The organism is Pseudoclavibacter sp. AY1F1, from assembly GCF_002931075.1.
In the GTDB taxonomy this organism is placed as follows: Bacteria; Actinomycetota; Actinomycetes; order Actinomycetales; family Microbacteriaceae; genus Pseudoclavibacter.
The window spans coordinates 1-17,142 of the sequence record NZ_PSTQ01000020.1; the positions used below are offsets into that span (position 1 = coordinate 1).

Below are 17,142 nucleotides of genomic sequence, written 5' to 3' on the forward strand. Positions count from 1 at the left end.
GTACCTGACCGGCGAGGTCGACGATGATGCGCCGTTGCGTACGGTCGAGCAGGGAGAAGAGTGGGCCCGGTGGGGCTCGAACCCACGACCCGCGGATTATGAAGTTTCGGCCCGTGCCGGAGACGCGTTCTGGCAGTTGCCGCTCGCCATGCTCGCCCTCATGAAGGGGCAGCTTTCCGAGACGGACTAGCCGATAAGACTACAGCCCGGCCCTCGCAGGTGGGTTCTGCTAGATGAGTATCGTGAACGACGAGTACAGGGATTACAGCCACTTCCTCTACGCAGGCAAGAAGGCCCCGGGAACGATAGAGCAAAGACTCGGTGACTTGAAGCGGTTTCAGACCTCAACGAAGATCGCCCCCAACGATGCGACCGCACAGCAGCTCCTGTCCTACATGGCTAGTGGGTACGCCCGATGGAGCCCGTCCTACAGCAAGCGCATCCGAGGGACTCTCCGGAGCTTCTACCAGTGGAGAGTGGCGGAGGGACTGGCGACAACCGACCCGAGTTCGAAGCTGCCGCCCATCAAAGTACCGAAACGCCGCGCACGCCGCCCGGCACCAGATGACCAAGTCTTGGCCGCGTTCGAGGCCGGGACACTCGTGGAGCAGGCAATCGTTACTCTAGCCGCTTCCATGGGCCTTCGCCGCCAAGAGATAGCCGGACTCCCACTTGACGCCAGAGAGGGTCGAGAGTTGAGAGTCCTTGGCAAGGGCGGTCACGAACGCACACTCCCCCTGGACGACGAGTCTTACCGCGTCCTGCTTGCCCTCGAAGCGCAAGCCTTACCCGGCGAACGCTACTACCTCCCGGGCCGCTTTCCAGGAACGCACCTTCACCACCACACCGTGTACGAGTACATCAAGCGCCTCATGCCCAAACAGTTCCCGCACTCACTTCGCTACCGGGCCGCGACTGTCGGGTTCCGTGAGACGAAGGACATCCGAGCCACCCAGGAATTTCTTGGACATGCCTCGCTGGCAACGACCGAGATCTACGTGGAGTCCGACCGGCGCGATGTCGCTGCATTAACGCGGGCCACAAGCATCGCCCGGATCCGTCAACCGACTCAGGCTCAGCTCTCAGGACTCGACGCTCTACTCGCCGCGGCCGCGGCCATCGGCACCGAGCTGGAGCCGCACGGCTGGACCATCAACATAATCAAATCCAGCGCTGTGACCCCCAACGCGACAGTAGGCAGCCAATGAGAACGTTCGAACGAGCCCGCAGCATCCCCGATGTCGCTCTCCTACAGGGGCGGCTGTGCGCATGGTGTCGCAATCCGATACCTGAAGCAGCACGAGCTGATGCCAAGGCCTGTTCGGTTGCTTGCAGGAAGCCGCTTTCTCGGTTCAGGAAGACCATTGGGTCGGCTCCGCCTCATAACGACGTGAGTGCGCGTTCGTTCGCGTTCGCGGAGCTTGCTGATGAGCGCAGACATCAGGGCACGACTACTGTTCGTGCGTTGCACGTCGGCGCGCCTGGCGTGGCCGCGTTGCTTGGTGAGCTCGGAACATTCGAGTCTTGGGCGATCGCTCTCCCCGTTCGGTATGTCGACGGTGCTTTGTACGAGCGGCCTCAAGCTCGCATCGGTTTCATCTACCGCCCCGGCAGCGTCCGCCCAGTGGACGCAGTGCTGTTCGGCGGCCACCTGGAGGCAACAACCGAGGTGCCTTCGCTGCGGCTACATACGCGTCACCTCGACCGTCAACAGCCCACGATGCACAAGCCTGCTCAGTTCTGGCGTTGGGCGTTCGAGGCGTTGGACGTTCGGCAGGGCGATCAATTCACGGATGTGTACCCGGGGGCAAGTGGTGGCAGGCAAGCGTTCGAGATCTACACCCTCACGACGGAAGGACAACGACCATGACCCACGCACCAGCACCGGCCTTTTACGCCGGCATGCACCAGGCGACCCGCTCGCCCCTGGATAACGAGGGGATCGATGCACGCGGAGTGCAGCATCGCTTCGGCACGCCGAATGAGTTGGAAGCGGGGACACGGGAGGTCGCTGGGCGTTTGCATGCGATCGCGGAGCACGTCGGGGAGCAGTTGGCCCGTTTGGACGCTGCGGGATCCGCGCAGGAGCGCGCCGAGCTGACGTTGGACGCGGCCGCGAAGATCCGTGAGGCGCACCAGGCTGTTCTGGCTCCGGTCGAAGCGCTCGAGCGTGCTGAAGTGCTCGCCGCCCTGGACGCGCTGACGGCTGGTTGGGAACAGGTCGATGAGGCGGAGCGCGCCGAGCTGCTGAAGGACGTGATCGATTCTCCGCAGCTGATCCCTAGAGTGTGGGTGAACGATCGAGCGGCCCATCGGGAGGTGCCGATCGCACTCATCTATGAGACGGTCTCGCCTCTTGGCGTCGCGATCCGCGACGTGGTGTGGCCGTCTGGGTTCTACCCCGCTTCAAGTTGGAGGCTGCGCGATGCGAAACCCGCGCCGCGCCGGCGCAACCCCCCGAAGCTCTGACCCTCCCCGAACCGAACACTGCTGGGGTTAGTCTCTTGTCGTGGACATCGCCGGAACAACCCGCGTGCATGTGGGTACCGACGAAGAAGTGTCGGAGCTCGATGACGATTTCCCGGGCAGTGATTGTTGACGAAATTGGAGAGCATGGCGCATTTTAGGCCCGAGTCGGCATGTCAGGCGTGATTCTGACCATGCCGGGTATTCCGTTCACGCCCGAAGACGTGCAAGTTGCGCACGACGATGTGGTGCGTATCGTGAGGACCACTGACTGGCCGAGTGAAAATCTCAACGCGATGCCCAGTTATCCGCTCGGCTGGTGCTCCGCGATGTCTTACGCGGTTGGACGGCTCCTGCGCCGCCGGGGGCTGGGCGTGTGGAGGATTGCCGCGAACGGCCACCACGACTGGCTTGAATACGTCGACGCTGGCGACGTCATCTATTCTGTCGACGCGACCCAGCACCAGTTTCCCGGACACGAAGCAGCGTGGCTCGGGCTCGGGTCGCCTCCTATTGCAGATCTTTACCCTGCCCACGACTGGGCTGTGTGCGGTGGCGAGCCACGTTCGTGGGCGAAATGGCCATCGCAGGTGCTTGACGCCGTGGTAACGAGGCGGCTGAGGTGATTCGCTGGCACTCACATGTCGACGTTGCTTGGCTAGAGAGCCGCCCAGCTATAAGTTCATCTCGAGTGCGGCGCCAGCGGTGCGAGCAATAAAAACTGCGCGGACCGCTGCGCTCGCTCCGATTCGGCGTTGACGCTTCATGTCAATGAAGATTCTTTTCGCCTCATCAGTGAGGGCATCGTCATCTGGAAACTGAGAAATGCGAATGCGATCGAACGCAGACAATCGCCCTTTCGGGATCTGCATTTGGGGGCGTTCGTACACGAGACGATCCTCGGTGTCATCCTCAACATAGATGATGCACACGGTGCACAGCGAATCGTAATCCACGGTCTCAGAGCGTTTCGTAGTCATCAAGTGAGCCAATCACATGTTAGGGAACGTAGCAAACGAGCCGACACCAAAACAGGGGTGCGGTGACACCTCACCGAGTCACGTAGAACTCGTGTGGTGCGCTGGCCTGTACCGAGAGGGCCCCACCCGGGCCATCTCCTCCTACGGCCACTTCGTAGGGCGCGCCCGAACCATGGTTTCTTCCTGCGCAGGAACACTCGCAGAAAAGCACTCTCGCTGGGCTGCCCCTCTTCCAACAGGCCTCGACGCACTTATCCACGCCTCCGTGTTGAACGACTCTGACGCTCCCGTAGCGCGTCGCAAGCCCCTCCACGACCGCGTCCGTGTGAGTTCGACCCACCGACCAGACTCCACCTAAGTAGGCCACTTGCCCCTGACGCGACGCGCCGAACATGTCTCCTAGTATCCAATAGCCCGCCCCCTTGCCCTCGAAAGGTAACCCTCGGATCTCGGTTCGTTTGCCGGGCTGGATTACAACGGTTACAGGACTCATGGTGAGAGCATAGATCCTTTCTTCCGACGCGTCGCCGCGAGATCATCCGTCGTAGATTGATCTGCTTCACTGGGCGGACAGAGATGTTCGCGCGAACCTCTGGTCCTTGCGTAACTCTGGCGCACAAAGCACTACATCGAATACGGGGACGCTTGACAGTTTCCTCCGGGTAAGGAACGAAGTGGCGTCGCGCTACGGCATGCCTGCTGCCTGCGCAGCTTGGAATTCTAAGAACGCGGTATCTAAGACTGGTTCACTGAGGACCCAGCTGCGGCCAACTTTCTCCAGCACTCCACCAGCTGTTAGCGGGAGTTTCTTCCGGTGAGCTTCGATGGCCCAGTCATAGTCCGTGCCAGACAGGGTGATTCCAACCTTGCGCCATGAGCCGTCGATGTCAGCTCGCAGAACGACTTCTCCCGCGCCTCTCCCATCGCTGACGGATTCAGACTCCGCGCCTCGACGTAGTTCTACCACCGGCCCGGTGATCGTGAGGTCCTTCGGAGGGTCCTTCCTCACTAGACGTTCAGAGATGCGGTCTAGTAGCAAAACAGTTTCCCGGCTCATGTCGATCTTATCTTCAACAGCCTCTCTTTGCGGTTCGATAGGCGCCCACTCAAAGGACATGTCGAGCGAGCGGAGCCCTTCGCTTGACCCCATAGACTGGAGTGCTTTCACCATCGGCAGACGCATTCCTGTCTCCATGGCCTGGTCAAAGTCAGGCGCATGTGCACTACTCTCGGCAACTTGCTTCGTGACTTCGAGAGTGCGAGCAAGGGTTGTCATAACCTGACGAGTGAAACTGGCAGCTCTCTGCGTTGTGGCTTTCACCGCTACAGACCCAGGTTCCGCAGATGAGGCCGCGTCAGCTGGTGAATCTAGGCGCGCAGCGACTGTGATGATGAAGCTTCCGCGCTTCGTGTGCCCCATCCGAACGTCGTCGTTGAGAAAGTCGTTGACAAGCGTAGGCATGCGACCGCGGCCGGTCGACAACGGGTTCGCCGTGGTCAGAGCGGCAGACCGAATCATATCGTCGATGCTCTCCAACAAAGCGCTGGCTTGACGAAGAGGGATGGTTCCGTCTGTCATGTGTTGATCAACGCGAACGAAGAATAGATCGGCACTTACAGCGGCGATCTGCTCTGCTAGGTCCGCTAACGACCACGCATAAGTCTCACTAATTCTTGAAAGTGCCTGCGAAAGGCGGACCTTGTAATCGTCAAGCGTGGGGTCCTTTGGGATAAGTATTCGCCGTATGAGCTTGTCTACCGCGCCTGGTTCGGACCAAACTTGGGCATAACCTAAGTCCGACTGAATCGTCCAGTTTTGGGTGGCGAGGAATTGGGCGACCCGCGCACCGTCGAGTACCGCCTCATAGCTACCTGCGTCGCCGTTTAGTGAGGCCGCCATGTGCTCGCTTCTTCCATAAGTTCAAGCAGGGACGCAGGAGTCAAGAGATTACTCTTCGGCAAATGCACAATCTGCGTGGCATTACCGACCTTCAGGGCGGGGAACTTGTGTCCCCATTCGTAGTACATATGACTCCGTGCAAGTAACCCATCCATATTTGGATGAAGCCACACGTCCGGTTCTGACTGGGTCACCAGTACACACAGGAGATAGGGAGTTGCACGATTCGTCTTACGTAGCTTGTTGAGAGTTCGCGCTGAAACCGACCACGCAATGGTGTCAGGGCGGTCCACAGACTCCTGGCCCGTACATTTGAGCTGCACGTCGATCCCCGCGTCCGCAAGATCGGGGTATTCGACACTGGATTTCAAGGTGACGTCCCTGACGTCGTAGTCCTGCGACCATCGCCCCGTCGTGAGGCCTGTCGCGCTGGCCAGCATGTGGAGGTAAGCGACGCTCAGCTCTTCTTTCATCCCGCCGAGTGGCAATGAACCGACCGGCAGGACGTGCGAGGGCACCCACGTCTCTCGTACAGCTTCTGCGCTCGTCACCCCTAGATCAAACCACAGGGAGGGCCGCTTGGTTTGCCAGATCTGCCCCAGCGCGCTGTTGACGACATGGAGGCTTCTCCTGCGGGTATTGGCTTGGGGTTCGCACCGTGGCGGTGATCCGACTCATCTGTCGTCAGTAGCTTCGCCCAAAAGAACGTCGGGGGTCTTTCTCAAGGACTTGCAAGGGGCCGTAATTTTCTCGTTGACGTTGGCCTGGTCAGCTTGAGGTCACAGGGTTCAACGCGACGAAGCGCATGGTGTCTCTCCCCCAGTAGCAGGACTGGACCAAGAGGGTGCCGTCAAGGCCGAGGAGGTCGCCTGTGGTGCTGCCGTGCTTGCCGACGTCACGCGAGTCGGTGACGACATACGTCGCGGTACTTCCGTCGTGCTGCTGGATCGTGACGTTCGTGCCAACCTGCCAGGCAAGGATGATGTCGCCGCCACAGTTGTTGTGTGCGGCGTAGACCGGCTGCAGGGTGGCTTCCACCCGGTACTGCTCGAGCTCGGGGAAGCTGCCGTCACACACGTCCAGGAGCGCTTCGGGGCCAAGCTCGCCCAGGCGCACGGTCGGCAGCGCGGGACCGGCCACCGGATCGGTGCTCTCGGCGTAGAGCTCCACGGCCTGCGCCACGTGTCTGACCTGGCCGACGGCCTGCTGGGTGAGGTCTGGGGCGAGGACGGACACGGCGAGCGCTGCGGCGCCCATAGCGATCAAGGTCAGCGAGGCGACGTTCGTGCGGCGCTGTCGACGGCGACGCGCGAGGCGGAGCGTCCGGCGCGTGGGCAGTGGATCTGGGGATGCAGTGGACGTTGGCATGCGGCTCCTTCATCTGCTGGTGGTGATGCGGTGGCAGTGCGCAATGGCCCGCACCCAGTAGTGGGTACGGGCCATCGCGCAGCTCAGGCAGCGGCTGCTACCTGGTGTGGGCTACTCCGCGATCTGCTCGGCGTTCCCCAGCTCACGCTTTGCGCGGACGCGCTGCGTGATCAGGAGGGCCACGGCGGCTGCGAGGAGCACGCCTGCGGTGCCGAGTCCGAGCGGGAGCATGCCGTCAGCACCCGTCGTTGCCAGCGGAGGCGTTGCTACCGGAGGAGTCGACGGCGCGGGAGGCGTCGTCGCTGCTGGCGGCGTGGTCGGTACGGGCGGGAGCGGGTTCACGACGGTGGTCTCGTTCGGAGCTCCACAGTCGCCCTTGCCGATGACCTTGCCGGACGGGTCGCGCAGCGTCTCGATCCAGTTGAGGTTACCGACCGTTGCCGTCACGTACTCCTCCGAGGTGTACTCGCCAGCCTTGGAGATCTCGATGGGCGAGCCCTTGGTGTCGAAGACCTTGTTGGCGTCCTCGCAGACGAGCTTTTCGCCGGTCTTCTGGATGAAGGCCTCGAACGTGATGGTCGAGCCCTTCTTCACCTCGCCGGTCACGATTGCGACGTCGTGCGCCTTGTCGCCCACGGTCACGGACGGGATGGCCTTGGTGGTGATGGTCGGGAGGGGCTTGACGACGGTGGTTTCGTTCGGAGCTCCGCACTCGCCCTTGCCGATGACCTTGCCGGACGGGTCGCGCAGCGTCTCGATCCAGTTGAGGTTGCCGACGTCCTTGGTCGTGTACTTGCCGGACGTGTACTCGCCGGCCTTGGAGATCTCGATTGGCGAGTTCTTCGTGTCGAAGACCTTGTTGGTGTCGTCGCAGACGAGCTTTTCGCCGTTCTTCTGGATGAACGCTTCGAACGTGATCTTCGAGCCAGCCTGGACTTCGCCCTTCACGATCGCGACGTCGTGCGCGTCGTCACCGACCGTGACCGAGGCGAGTGCCTTGGTCGTGATCGTCGGGACCGGAGGCAGCGGCACGTCAACGCGCGCCTGACCCGAGAACTCCCATGGAAACTCCTTGGGGCCTGCACCGAGGAGCGTCTTCTGTGCGTCGCCGCGGTCAGCGACGCCCCAGACGGAAACCTCTGCCGGGTAGCCCTTGACCGTGCCTGCGACGGTTCCGGAGAACGACGTGGATGCGCCTGGAGCGGCGACAGGTGCCGTGTAGGTGTACGACTCGCCCAGGTTGACCGTCTTGCTCGAGCTGCCGTCCTCGAACGTCGCCCCGGTGAGGGTGAGCGTTCCGGAGGAAGCGCCGGTCGCCTTGGCGGTGACAGTGCCGGTCGCGGGCGTCGAACCCTCAACGAACTCGACTGATCCTTCGACGGGTGCGGTCGCCGCGGTGACCGCTGCGGATGCGTCAGTGATGTTGTTGAAGTATTGCTCGACCGTGGTTCCGGCGTCACCCATGAGGGAGGTGTACCCGGTCACGCCGCCCTTGGAGGCGAACGTTCCGGGGTCGATGGCCGACCAGATGAACAGCTGCGCGGCAGCTGCGGAGTAGTCGTCGGTGTTCGCGAACTGGTCGATGGCCCAGTTCACCTGAGCGAGCGTGTCGCCGGATGCCTGCTTCCAGGTCGAGACGGTCTCTTCCTGCACGCTCTCGCCAACGCCTGGCCAGACCTCGTTCTCTTCCTCACCACAGAGCACGTACTCGCCGCTCTCGGTCAGGTAGGAGCCGATGTGACCGCGGTCCCCGGCGCGGATGCCGTGGCCGTGAGTTGCCGCCTGGGCGGCAGGTGCGGATGCGACGAGGAGACCGGCCGCGATCGCGACGGCTCCTGTCCCCGCGAGAATGGCACGCATACGTGCCCCGATGTTGACTGTCATGCTGCCCTCCGAGCTGAACGAACAAGTTTGGTAGTGACGCCCGCGGCAACCGCGAGCAATCCGGCAAGACCGACACCGATGAAGGTGTCGTCGCTGCCGGTCTTTGCGAGCGACGCCGATCCCGACGTGTCCGCGGTTTCGGAGCTGGACGAAGAATCCGCGTCCTCGCTCCAGGCGCTCTCCTCGGAGTGTCCTGCAGGAGCAGCCTGCTCAGGAACCGCGAGGATGGGCGATGACCCGGTCCCGCTGCCTCCCGGCACGCTGGGCGTCACCGGCTCGACGGGATCTGTCGTCTCAACTGGATCCGTGGTCTCGACCGGGCCCGTGGATGGCTCAGGGTCGGTGGTCTCGCCTGGGTCGGTGGTCTCGATGGGTTGCGGGTTGTCTGTGCCCAGATCGGGTGCGTCGATGGTGATGCTGGATTCAGGTGGTGGCTCCGATGCGGTGGCGTGTGCCACGGGGGCGGTCAGCATGAGCAGACCCGCCCCACAGACGGCGGCCGCGGCCGCGGCCAGCCCTCGTGTAGACGGCATGTGCGTCCTCTCGATTAGCGAACATGTTCACCACCCATTGACGAGAAGCCGACCGTTCGCGCACGAAACGCGCACGAATTCAGGAAGTTCCATTCACGAATGTCCGTGGTCGCCACTAGCGTGCAGACATGCCTTGGATCCGCTACCCGTTCAGCATCAGCGCCGTCCTGTTCAACCCGTTCGCATGGATGCCCGCCATCCTCATCACAGCCCTGTGGCTGTGCACCTTCTGGCTCGGCCAGTCCCTCATCGCGACGTTCGTCTTGTCACGGTTCTGGGCGAACGAATACATACAGAACCCAGGAACGATGACGTTCTCGGAGAGCCTGTGGTGGTGGACGGGGATCATTACCCTCAATTGGGTGCTGCTGTTCGCTTGGCTCCTGCGTCGACATGATGGCTCGGCCAGGATCCGCCGTCGGTGGCGTCGCAGCATGCCGATCGCCAGACCAGAAACTCGCTGGGCTGAGCTTGCGCGGGAGCAGCGCACCTGACCCGCGTTGTGTGATTTCGAAGGTGCGCCAGGCGCGGTCTCGCTCACCTGCGCTTCGAGGAAACTGCTGGACTCTTCGGTCCGAGGCGAGAATTGATTGCTGAGTATCGCCAAACAACGCCACGGTCGTCGTCGCGGCGCGCCGAGGTCCGTGTGCGCACATGCTGGAAGCTGCACAAGCACGCCAAGGCGCCGTTTCGCCGGCGACCACTCGCAGCGTCTCAGGCGATCATGCGCTCGACCATAGGGCGATACCGTCGGCCCGAGCCTTGGGAATCGAAGGACTGGGCCCTAACTTACTGACTACACGCCGCCTAGCCGTGCGGGGTGAGCTTCAACCTCCAGCGGGAGAAAAAGTCGTTCACAGCTCGAACACTTGACACAACACACGAAATCGTGTCAATTGGCCCGCAGCGCCAACGCCGCTTCAATACCTGCAGCTCTGCGCGCCGGAACAATCGCGGAGACTGAACCCGCGAACAGGCTGGCAGCAACTGCCGCCAAGGCGCCAGCTGGGTCGAAGGTCGGTGCCCAACCCAATGCGAGGCAGACGGCGCTTGTCGCCACGATTCCCACAGAACACCCGGCCACACCCCCCGCCAGCCCCAGTATCGCGCCCTCCATCAAGAAGAGCGTGCGAACGTCGGCCTTGCTAGCTCCGACGGCACGCCTGAGGGCAATCTCCCGCGTCCGAGCTAGAACCGTAAGAAACATTGAAATAGAGCTCGTGAGACACACGAGAAGAAGAAGTACCGATGAAATCACGAAGACATTTACGGCAAGATCACCATTCACGCCGGCAGTAAGTTCCCTGAGATCCGCGACGGTCTCGATACGGACATCTTCGGGGTGCACAGGGTCTATGGTCAGAGGCAAGGCCTCGGCGATCTTTGCTGGAAGGCCCGGTTCGGTTCTCACCAGCAGCTGCCAGGTGCCGCTTTCCGGGAGGATGAAGTCCGCCTGGGAGAGGAGCACTCCGCGTGCCAAAGTCACGTCGCGTATCGAGGACTCAATGTATCCAACGACTACTACATCTTGTTCGTTCACCCTGATGATTTCGCCGACGCGGCTTGTATCCAGGCCGAGCTCGGCAGCGACGTCCGGGCCCAGCAGCGCTGTTGGAGAGCCATCCTCCGCTGCGAACAGACCCGGCGCATTCGACGGCCCAACCACAATCTCATTTAGGGCCAAAAACGCTGGATCTACGACCCTCACACGGGATGGTAGGTCGAAACTCTGGCTGCCTACGTTCCTCCCAAGGTCAGCATCGCTTGGCTCAATCTGCAAATCGCTCGCTACCGCAACCACACCTTCCAGAGACCGAACTCGATCAGCGCCGAGTTGAAGTTCCTCTGGTGATTCGAAATGCACGACAACTTGGTCCAGGGCAGCGGCCGAGAGTTTGCTGGACACCTGACTCGCTGCCGTCGCGGTCAAGTTCACAGCGGAGACTAAACCTGCGACAGCCACTATGAACGCAAGTAGGATCGTCATGGAGCGTATTGGGGACAGCAGTAGTGCCGTCAACGCCTCCGCAGCATGCCAAGTTCTACCTTTACCTGTCCCTCGCCAAGCCGAATCCTCCTGAGGAGCGATCGAGAATGTCCTCTTTTGAGAGCTACGTCGGCTATTTGAGGATGATGACACTGACAAAGAATCTGCAACGATGCGGCCATCCGAGACCCTAATCTGACGCTCGGCTGCGGCCGCGACCTCGTCGGAATGGGTAATCACGATAACCGTGACGCCGTGCCGATGCAAGCGACCCAGGTGATCCATGACTCGCCGCGAGTTCGCAGAGTCCAGATTTCCCGTGGGTTCATCCGCGAGAAGCACGAGGGGTTTCCCCACAATTGCACGGGCGAAAGCCACTCGCTGGCGCTCTCCGCCGGACAAGGTTCCAGCGGATTGGTTCGCCTTTTCGAGGAGAACGAACTCGTCCAGCGCGAGTTCCACCATAGAAATCTGATTGAGGCGCTCTACACCTTCCATCCTCAACGGCAACGCAACATTCCTTGCCACTGACTCTTGAGGCAAGATGAACGAGTCCTGAAAAACGAAGCCGAACGTAACTGCACGAAGGCGGTCGCGTTCACTGTCGGACAGCGCCTTGGGATTCTCGCCGTTTATAAGATACTGACCCGAGGTTGGACTGTCCAGGAGACCGAGAACATTTAGAAGCGTGGACTTGCCGGCCCCTGATTGACCGACAATCGCAACAAATTCGCCTTCGGATATGTCAAGGGACACCTCATCTAGGGCTAACGTCGTGCCAGTCGGGAACGATCGCGATACATCGACCAAGGAGAGCAGTGGTCCGCTCATGGGGCGATGCGCACCGTATCGCCGACGACAAGACCGCACTTGGGGTCAATTTCAACCCACCCGTCGCCGGTACTCAAAACATCGACCGACAGTCGGTCGCCGGGCCTCCCAAGTCCAGAATCCTGAAGGATCACAAAGGGATCGGTGGACGCGTCACGAATTGAGGTGAGCGGCAGCGCAAGAACGGGTTCGGCAGAACTTGAGGGTGAGATTTGCACTACCAAACCCTTCTCGACACTCTCCCAACTCGCTGGGATCTCGACAACCGCGTCACGGCCGGCACCTTCTCCCTGAGCTTCGTCCCCTTCGTTAGGAATGTCGAACTCACCCAATGAGACGACAGTGGATTGAACGACCTCACGCCCTTCAGCTCGGAGGTCCACCTTGGTGCCGACGGAGAAGGCTGCTTCGTGGAGGAGCGATACCCTCAACTCCACAGCGCTGACGCCGCTGGCTAGGACCGCCAATGGCTCGTCAGGCGTTGCCAACTCCCCGAGGTCAGCAATGCTCATGACTTTCGTCTCCCCGATAGGCACCTGCAGGATTTCGTGCACGTCTACGTAACTCACTCTGATCGGCACGGCCTGCGGCGCGGGGCTTGCCGACGCAGTAGGTATGGGGGCGGGAACGGGAACTGTCGTTTCGGCTTCCTCCGTGGGTAGCGCGTACCCTGAGCGTTCCCAGAGCGCCGAGGCCGCTGCCATCGTATTCTCGGTGAACTCATCGTCGACGTCGAAGTCTCCACCTATCTGTTCCGCAAGAGCCGATTCGAAAGCGCGGACGTCTGCTCCGGAGTCACCGACACGGAGCGAACGATAGAGAGGGTAGTCCAGAGCCAGAACTAGCCTCGGCCTACCCGCCACTGCGAGAAGTACAGATCCGCTAGCGATCTGATCTCCGGACTTCTTATTGGATGCGGTGACGTACGGCACCGTATCTGGATCCTCAGTCGCGCTGAATTCTACTCTGACTTCCCGACCAGCCTGAACAGTGCCCTGCAACGATACATTCTCTTCCACAACCCGCTGTTCAGCTGCTGCCGTAACGACAGCAGGTTCCGTATCCGCCAACCCATCGGCAGCATTGGAGCGCGGGATGAGAAGGCCAGCGACCAAGCCCGCGGCGCCCGTGATCACCACTGCCACCAAGAAGGCGAGCGCGAGTCGCGACCGAGCTATACGCGGAAGCCTAATCGCGACCGTATCACGAGTAACTCTCGACGATGCCACGAGCCTTCTCCACAATAAGCTTCTGCTGTTCAAGTGACTCATTCAAAGCAGCCTGTTGCTGGTCAATCAGCGCGGCTTGGAATTGCGCCTCTATGTCCGCAAGTCGCTGCACGCGATCAACATCCTTGCTGCAGCTCGCAGCCAGCAAGGCGGCACGAATTGCCCCTTCCTGATCTTCTGGGATGGTGGGACCCATTGCTGACTCATCGATTGTGTAGCCAGCATCTTCCACACATTCGTAGTACTCAGAGTCGACCGACGCCCAGCGAGGGTCTTTCTGCGCCATTTCGTACGCGGTGCGACCGATTCCAGGAGCTATGAACAAAGCCGCATCACTACCATCGCTAGGGACAGCACCAGCCTCCACGTACGTGAGGTACTCAATTCCAGCGCAGTCCTGGTCGGCAACCAAAAGATCCTTCTCGCTCAGCTGCGCGAGAGGCCCATCGTCTTCGGGGGCAGCCGGGGGAAGGCCATAGCCGAATGAGGCGGCTTCTTCTGAATTCCAGATCCCGTATCGCCGAAACCCAATCTCAGCGTTCGATGGGAGGTAGGAAGGGATCGTGTAATTGGCGCCGTGTTCCTTCATGCAGGCTTCGAACTGCAAGTAGTAGGCCGTCGCTATTACATCGCCATCCTCCACCGACATGTAGTAGGCATCGATGGGGTAAACGACCGTGTAATTCTCATAGCTGACCGTCGCCTTGACATCAGCGTACGCACTCAAGTCGATACTCTCGATGTCGGGCGCAGCCCCGGGCTGATTGTTCGTCTGGCTGCACCCGGTGAGAATCGCCGCAAGGGCGACGCCCAGGAGAGCGCCGCCCTTGCGGATTTGCGCTGAGGTCAACGCAGGCTCGACAGCTTGTCGTTGTATCCGATGTAGCTCAGGTTGCCGTACTTGCCTGACGACGCGGCGTTCTTCGGCGTGGAGGTCCAGTAGTCTCCGAGGTAGTTAATGTCGTTGTGGTTGCGGAAGCTGCGTCCGGCAGTGTTCGAAATGCTCGAAACCCTGTCGTTCCAGTACGAGCCGACGGTTGTCGCCTGAAGGAAGTAGCCCACCTCGCCGTTATAGTCTGCGTGCTCCCAGCCGCACTGGGCACGCACCCCACAGTCACCAGTCCCAGCTGACGCGGGTGCTGCGGAAACAACGGCACCGGCGATCCCTGCCGCAGCCACAGCCACGATCGCGAGAGTCTTCTTGGTTCTCAGCATGCTTCCCCCTAAATTGACCCGGATTCTCGGGCATCTTCGCGACGTAGTCCGTCCAGCACGATGTTAGTGCAGATTCGAAGATTGGGACTCGCGACAGACCATGAACGACAGATTTAGTCCTGTGGAGTAGTCCACCTCATGGGATGACTAGTCCATCAGAATTGCGCGACCTCCGCAGAAGTTCCGCGCGATAGTCCACCAGCAGCTCGGGAGACCTGTCACCAACAGAGGGCATCATGCCACGTAGGGGTGCTGAACCAGAACGCACGAGGCGGTAGATGGGGCATCCGGGAGCTCCCGACTGCCGGGGTGAAGACTCGAACTCACCTCGCGGTCCGTAACACTTAGAAGCGTGACGTATGACTCCGGGCGGATGTTCTGCGCGCGGATCGCACCCCGGTCCGACCGCGGGAGCGTGCCCACGATGTACTAATTCGTGACACAAAAATCTCCCCTTCGCACGTAGGCTCGGACGCCAACGCTTGCAGCTTCTCGTCGCGGACCCCTCAGAAACCTTCAGGCTAGGCCCGGTCTCCCCGAACGCATCGACCCATAGGTTGGAAATTGACTAAAGCACCTTCAAGGGCATCAGACGCGACCATAGGCGAGTCACTTGCCACAATCAGCGCACTCGCCGACGGGCTGAGGCTGTCACTGTCCACACGCGACGAGGCGGAAACCCTCTCGGTCCTCGAGCAGATCTCACGCCTGGCCCGCACACTCCTAACGCTCACGCCAGACGATAACTGGACCTCCATAAGCGACTCGCGGCCGTGTGCTGCTACCGCCGAAGACTATGCGGAGGGCGGACCAACACAGCTTGACTGACTCTGTGAGGCCTTCCGCACGGACGGAAGACTACCTCTCCGCACCCGCTGCAACGAAGACGGCTTGGAGCGGAGGAGTCCACACCCACTCAAGCCTCCCAAATGCGGGGAGTCGGGCACCGTCTACTCCAACCTAATCCGGCGATCTGCTCCCAATCAGCCGCGTCACGAGTTCTTCGCTCTCAGTCTGTGCACACACTCGATCCGCTGGCCCCCCTCGCGGGACCAGCCCTGCGTTGAGCGACTCAATATTGAGAGACTTCATGCGGCCAGTTCGACTCTCGACAGCCAGCCTGCGGCTGTGGTTGCCGCGCGATCGCTCTCCGCTGCGCTCCGATCGATCCCACGCCTCCGAGGCAGGTTGCCTGACTGTTCGAGGCGGTGATGTTCCCGGAATGGCAGTCACCGCAGGCTCGCGTTTCGAGGTGGTGTAGGAGTGAGCATGGTTGAGCGGAGAGCGGCTACGGCGATCAGGATGACGTTGAGCAGAAGTTCTCTTCACTGGCCAGCCATCCGCCCTGAGACAGGCTCGCGCCGTTCGGAATCTGGAGGTAGTTGAATCGACTTGCAACGGGCGGTCCCCATCGACAAGCACCGCCGCGGGCTGAAGCCCGTGGCCCGGCACCATGATTTCCTCGGCCGGGTCGGATGCCCATGGGGTGAACCGCACCGACTAGGAGTAGGAAAGGAGGTGCCTCGAATTGCTCGGCATCTCGTCGCATTCAACCCGGACAATCTGTGTCGTGATCGCCACACTTCTTGGACGTGGGCCACCAGTACGACGCTTCGTTCTCATCCACCACGACACAGAAGTAGGGACTCTCTATGCCCATCACAGCACGTCCGATCCGCAGTAGTTCTCAACAGCTTCGCGGTGCACCAACCCTGACACACCTCGTCGCACTCACAGTCGTGACAACACTCGCTCTCGCCGGCTGCACGGCTGATTCAAGCGTCAGCACCGACCCTTCCTCGACAGCAGCTACGTCATCCGAGGCCAGCGCTACACCAACCTCGACGCCCACGGTGCTGCCTGCCCTCACGCTCGAGCAGTTCATGACGGCTGAGGTGCCCTCGCTCTGCGAGCAGCCAGCCGGCGCCCTCGTCGACGGGCAGCTGCCGGGCATAGATCGGGCCAACGGCATCGTCGTGCTGCAGGCCAAGACTGCGATGACCGATGGCACCGATCGCGACCCGCTCACGCTCGTCGCGATCAACCCCACCCCGATGGCCAGCGAGCTCGCTGGGCTGGCGGCGTTCCGGTGCGACAAGGGCGGCGTGGAGTGGCCGGCACAGCTCGTCGGCTACGACGCTGACATGAATGTCCTCGGCTCGGTGAACCCATCGGACCTCAGCAAGGGCCCAAAGGACTACGCATGGAACCTTGTCTGGGACGACACCAGCGATGAAACAGCACAGCGCGTCACCTTCGACTGGGCGAGCCACTACTACCCGGAGCCCAGTGCTCGGGGCTCGCTGCGCACCACCGGAACCGTGTCGTTCGACACAGCGACGCGCGAGCTCGTCATCGAGACGCCGCCGATCTTCGAGGCCACGGCGCTAGCCGGTGAGTACTTCACGGCCATCCAGAACCAGGACTGGGCGACGGTCCAGTCAATGACTACGGACCCGCAGGTCTCGTCCGGTATCCAGAACAACGAGCAGCCGCAGCTCGTTCTCACGCTCGACTGGTCGTCAGAGAAGCGAGCGATCTGTCTGCCACCAGAACACGAGGAAGTGGGCGAGTACGGCGCACAGCAAATGCAGGCGATGGGTGCGAGTTTCTACTGCACATCCAGCAGCCAGATCATCGGCGAAGTCCACTGGATGCCAGGCGTCTACGTGGGCCAGGACAGCTCGGGTGCCTGGAAGGTCACCGGCGTGCAGCTCTACGCGGATTAGCTGTCTGCCTTCCCAACGCC

The 17,142-nt window shown here is 61.3% G+C and carries 17 protein-coding genes; 7 read left to right on the forward strand and 10 right to left on the reverse strand.

Annotation, left to right across the window (positions count from 1 at the left end; translation table 11 throughout):
• The 5 genes from C5B85_RS19325 to C5B85_RS18200 form a co-directional block, all read left to right on the forward strand.
• Positions 1-190: hypothetical protein (locus C5B85_RS19325; RefSeq protein WP_181064501.1), on the forward strand; the 190-nt coding region annotated here is incomplete at its 5' end.
• Positions 191-242: 52 nt separating this feature from the next.
• Positions 243-1,208 carry a tyrosine-type recombinase/integrase gene (locus C5B85_RS18185; RefSeq protein ID WP_181064502.1) on the forward strand — a complete coding sequence of 322 codons (966 nt, stop codon included), beginning with the start codon at positions 243-245 and terminating at the stop codon, positions 1,206-1,208.
• A gap of 182 nt (positions 1,209-1,390) precedes the next feature.
• Positions 1,391-1,870: a hypothetical protein gene (locus tag C5B85_RS18190; protein WP_104287427.1), complete on the forward strand. Its 480-nt coding sequence runs from the start codon at positions 1,391-1,393 to the stop codon at positions 1,868-1,870.
• Complete coding sequence (locus tag C5B85_RS18195) at positions 1,867-2,469, forward strand: hypothetical protein (RefSeq protein WP_104287428.1); 603 nt, start codon at positions 1,867-1,869, stop codon at positions 2,467-2,469. Before C5B85_RS18190 ends, C5B85_RS18195 begins: the two co-directional genes overlap by 4 nt.
• 170 nt (positions 2,470-2,639) lie before the next feature.
• The gene (locus C5B85_RS18200; protein WP_104287429.1) at positions 2,640-3,092 is read left to right on the forward strand and encodes a hypothetical protein; all 453 of its coding nucleotides are present in this window, start codon (positions 2,640-2,642) and stop codon (positions 3,090-3,092) included.
• Between the two features lie 48 nt (positions 3,093-3,140).
• On the opposite strand, the gene C5B85_RS18205 is transcribed toward C5B85_RS18200, so the two are convergent.
• From C5B85_RS18205 to C5B85_RS18230, 6 genes are all read right to left on the reverse strand, one after another.
• Positions 3,141-3,446, reverse strand: a complete 306-nt coding sequence (locus tag C5B85_RS18205; protein WP_146078018.1) for a hypothetical protein — start codon at positions 3,444-3,446, stop codon at positions 3,141-3,143.
• 685 nt (positions 3,447-4,131) lie between these two features.
• Positions 4,132-5,346 carry a hypothetical protein gene (locus tag C5B85_RS18210; RefSeq protein WP_104287431.1) on the reverse strand — a complete coding sequence of 405 codons (1,215 nt, stop codon included), beginning with the start codon at positions 5,344-5,346 and terminating at the stop codon, positions 4,132-4,134.
• A complete protein-coding gene (locus C5B85_RS18215) occupies positions 5,331-5,819 on the reverse strand; it encodes a DUF4365 domain-containing protein (RefSeq protein WP_219819450.1) in 489 nt (162 codons plus the stop codon). The genes C5B85_RS18210 and C5B85_RS18215 overlap by 16 nt, the downstream gene beginning before the upstream one ends.
• A 295-nt stretch (positions 5,820-6,114) precedes the next feature.
• The gene (locus C5B85_RS18220; protein WP_146078020.1) at positions 6,115-6,714 is read right to left on the reverse strand and encodes a hypothetical protein; all 600 of its coding nucleotides are present in this window, start codon (positions 6,712-6,714) and stop codon (positions 6,115-6,117) included.
• A gap of 111 nt (positions 6,715-6,825) precedes the next feature.
• On the reverse strand, positions 6,826-8,598 hold the full coding sequence (locus tag C5B85_RS18225; protein WP_104287434.1) for a hypothetical protein: 1,773 nt from the start codon (positions 8,596-8,598) through the stop codon (positions 6,826-6,828).
• Positions 8,595-9,131 carry a hypothetical protein gene (locus C5B85_RS18230; RefSeq protein ID WP_104287435.1) on the reverse strand — a complete coding sequence of 179 codons (537 nt, stop codon included), beginning with the start codon at positions 9,129-9,131 and terminating at the stop codon, positions 8,595-8,597. Before C5B85_RS18230 ends, C5B85_RS18225 begins: the two co-directional genes overlap by 4 nt.
• Positions 9,132-9,259: 128 nt before the next feature.
• Between C5B85_RS18230 and C5B85_RS18235 the strand changes: the two genes are divergently transcribed.
• Positions 9,260-9,625 carry a hypothetical protein gene (locus C5B85_RS18235; RefSeq protein WP_104287436.1) on the forward strand — a complete coding sequence of 122 codons (366 nt, stop codon included), beginning with the start codon at positions 9,260-9,262 and terminating at the stop codon, positions 9,623-9,625.
• A gap of 398 nt (positions 9,626-10,023) precedes the next feature.
• Here C5B85_RS18235 and C5B85_RS18240 read toward each other — a convergent pair whose 3' ends face one another.
• From C5B85_RS18240 to C5B85_RS18255, 4 genes are read right to left on the reverse strand one after another with little or no spacing between them, the layout of a single operon-like run.
• A complete protein-coding gene (locus C5B85_RS18240) occupies positions 10,024-11,949 on the reverse strand; it encodes an ATP-binding cassette domain-containing protein (protein ID WP_104287437.1) in 1,926 nt (641 codons plus the stop codon).
• Complete coding sequence (locus tag C5B85_RS18245; protein ID WP_146078021.1) at positions 11,946-13,178, reverse strand: hypothetical protein; 1,233 nt, start codon at positions 13,176-13,178, stop codon at positions 11,946-11,948. The genes C5B85_RS18240 and C5B85_RS18245 overlap by 4 nt, the downstream gene beginning before the upstream one ends.
• Positions 13,153-14,028 carry a hypothetical protein gene (locus tag C5B85_RS18250; protein WP_104287439.1) on the reverse strand — a complete coding sequence of 292 codons (876 nt, stop codon included), beginning with the start codon at positions 14,026-14,028 and terminating at the stop codon, positions 13,153-13,155. The genes C5B85_RS18245 and C5B85_RS18250 overlap by 26 nt, the downstream gene beginning before the upstream one ends.
• Positions 14,025-14,393, reverse strand: coding sequence for a peptidase inhibitor family I36 protein (locus tag C5B85_RS18255; RefSeq protein WP_104287440.1), 369 nt, complete (start codon positions 14,391-14,393; stop codon positions 14,025-14,027). Before C5B85_RS18255 ends, C5B85_RS18250 begins: the two co-directional genes overlap by 4 nt.
• A 1,739-nt stretch (positions 14,394-16,132) precedes the next feature.
• Between C5B85_RS18255 and C5B85_RS18260 the strand changes: the two genes are divergently transcribed.
• Positions 16,133-17,122: a hypothetical protein gene (locus C5B85_RS18260; RefSeq protein WP_146078022.1), complete on the forward strand. Its 990-nt coding sequence runs from the start codon at positions 16,133-16,135 to the stop codon at positions 17,120-17,122.
• Positions 17,123-17,142: the final 20 nt, after the last annotated feature.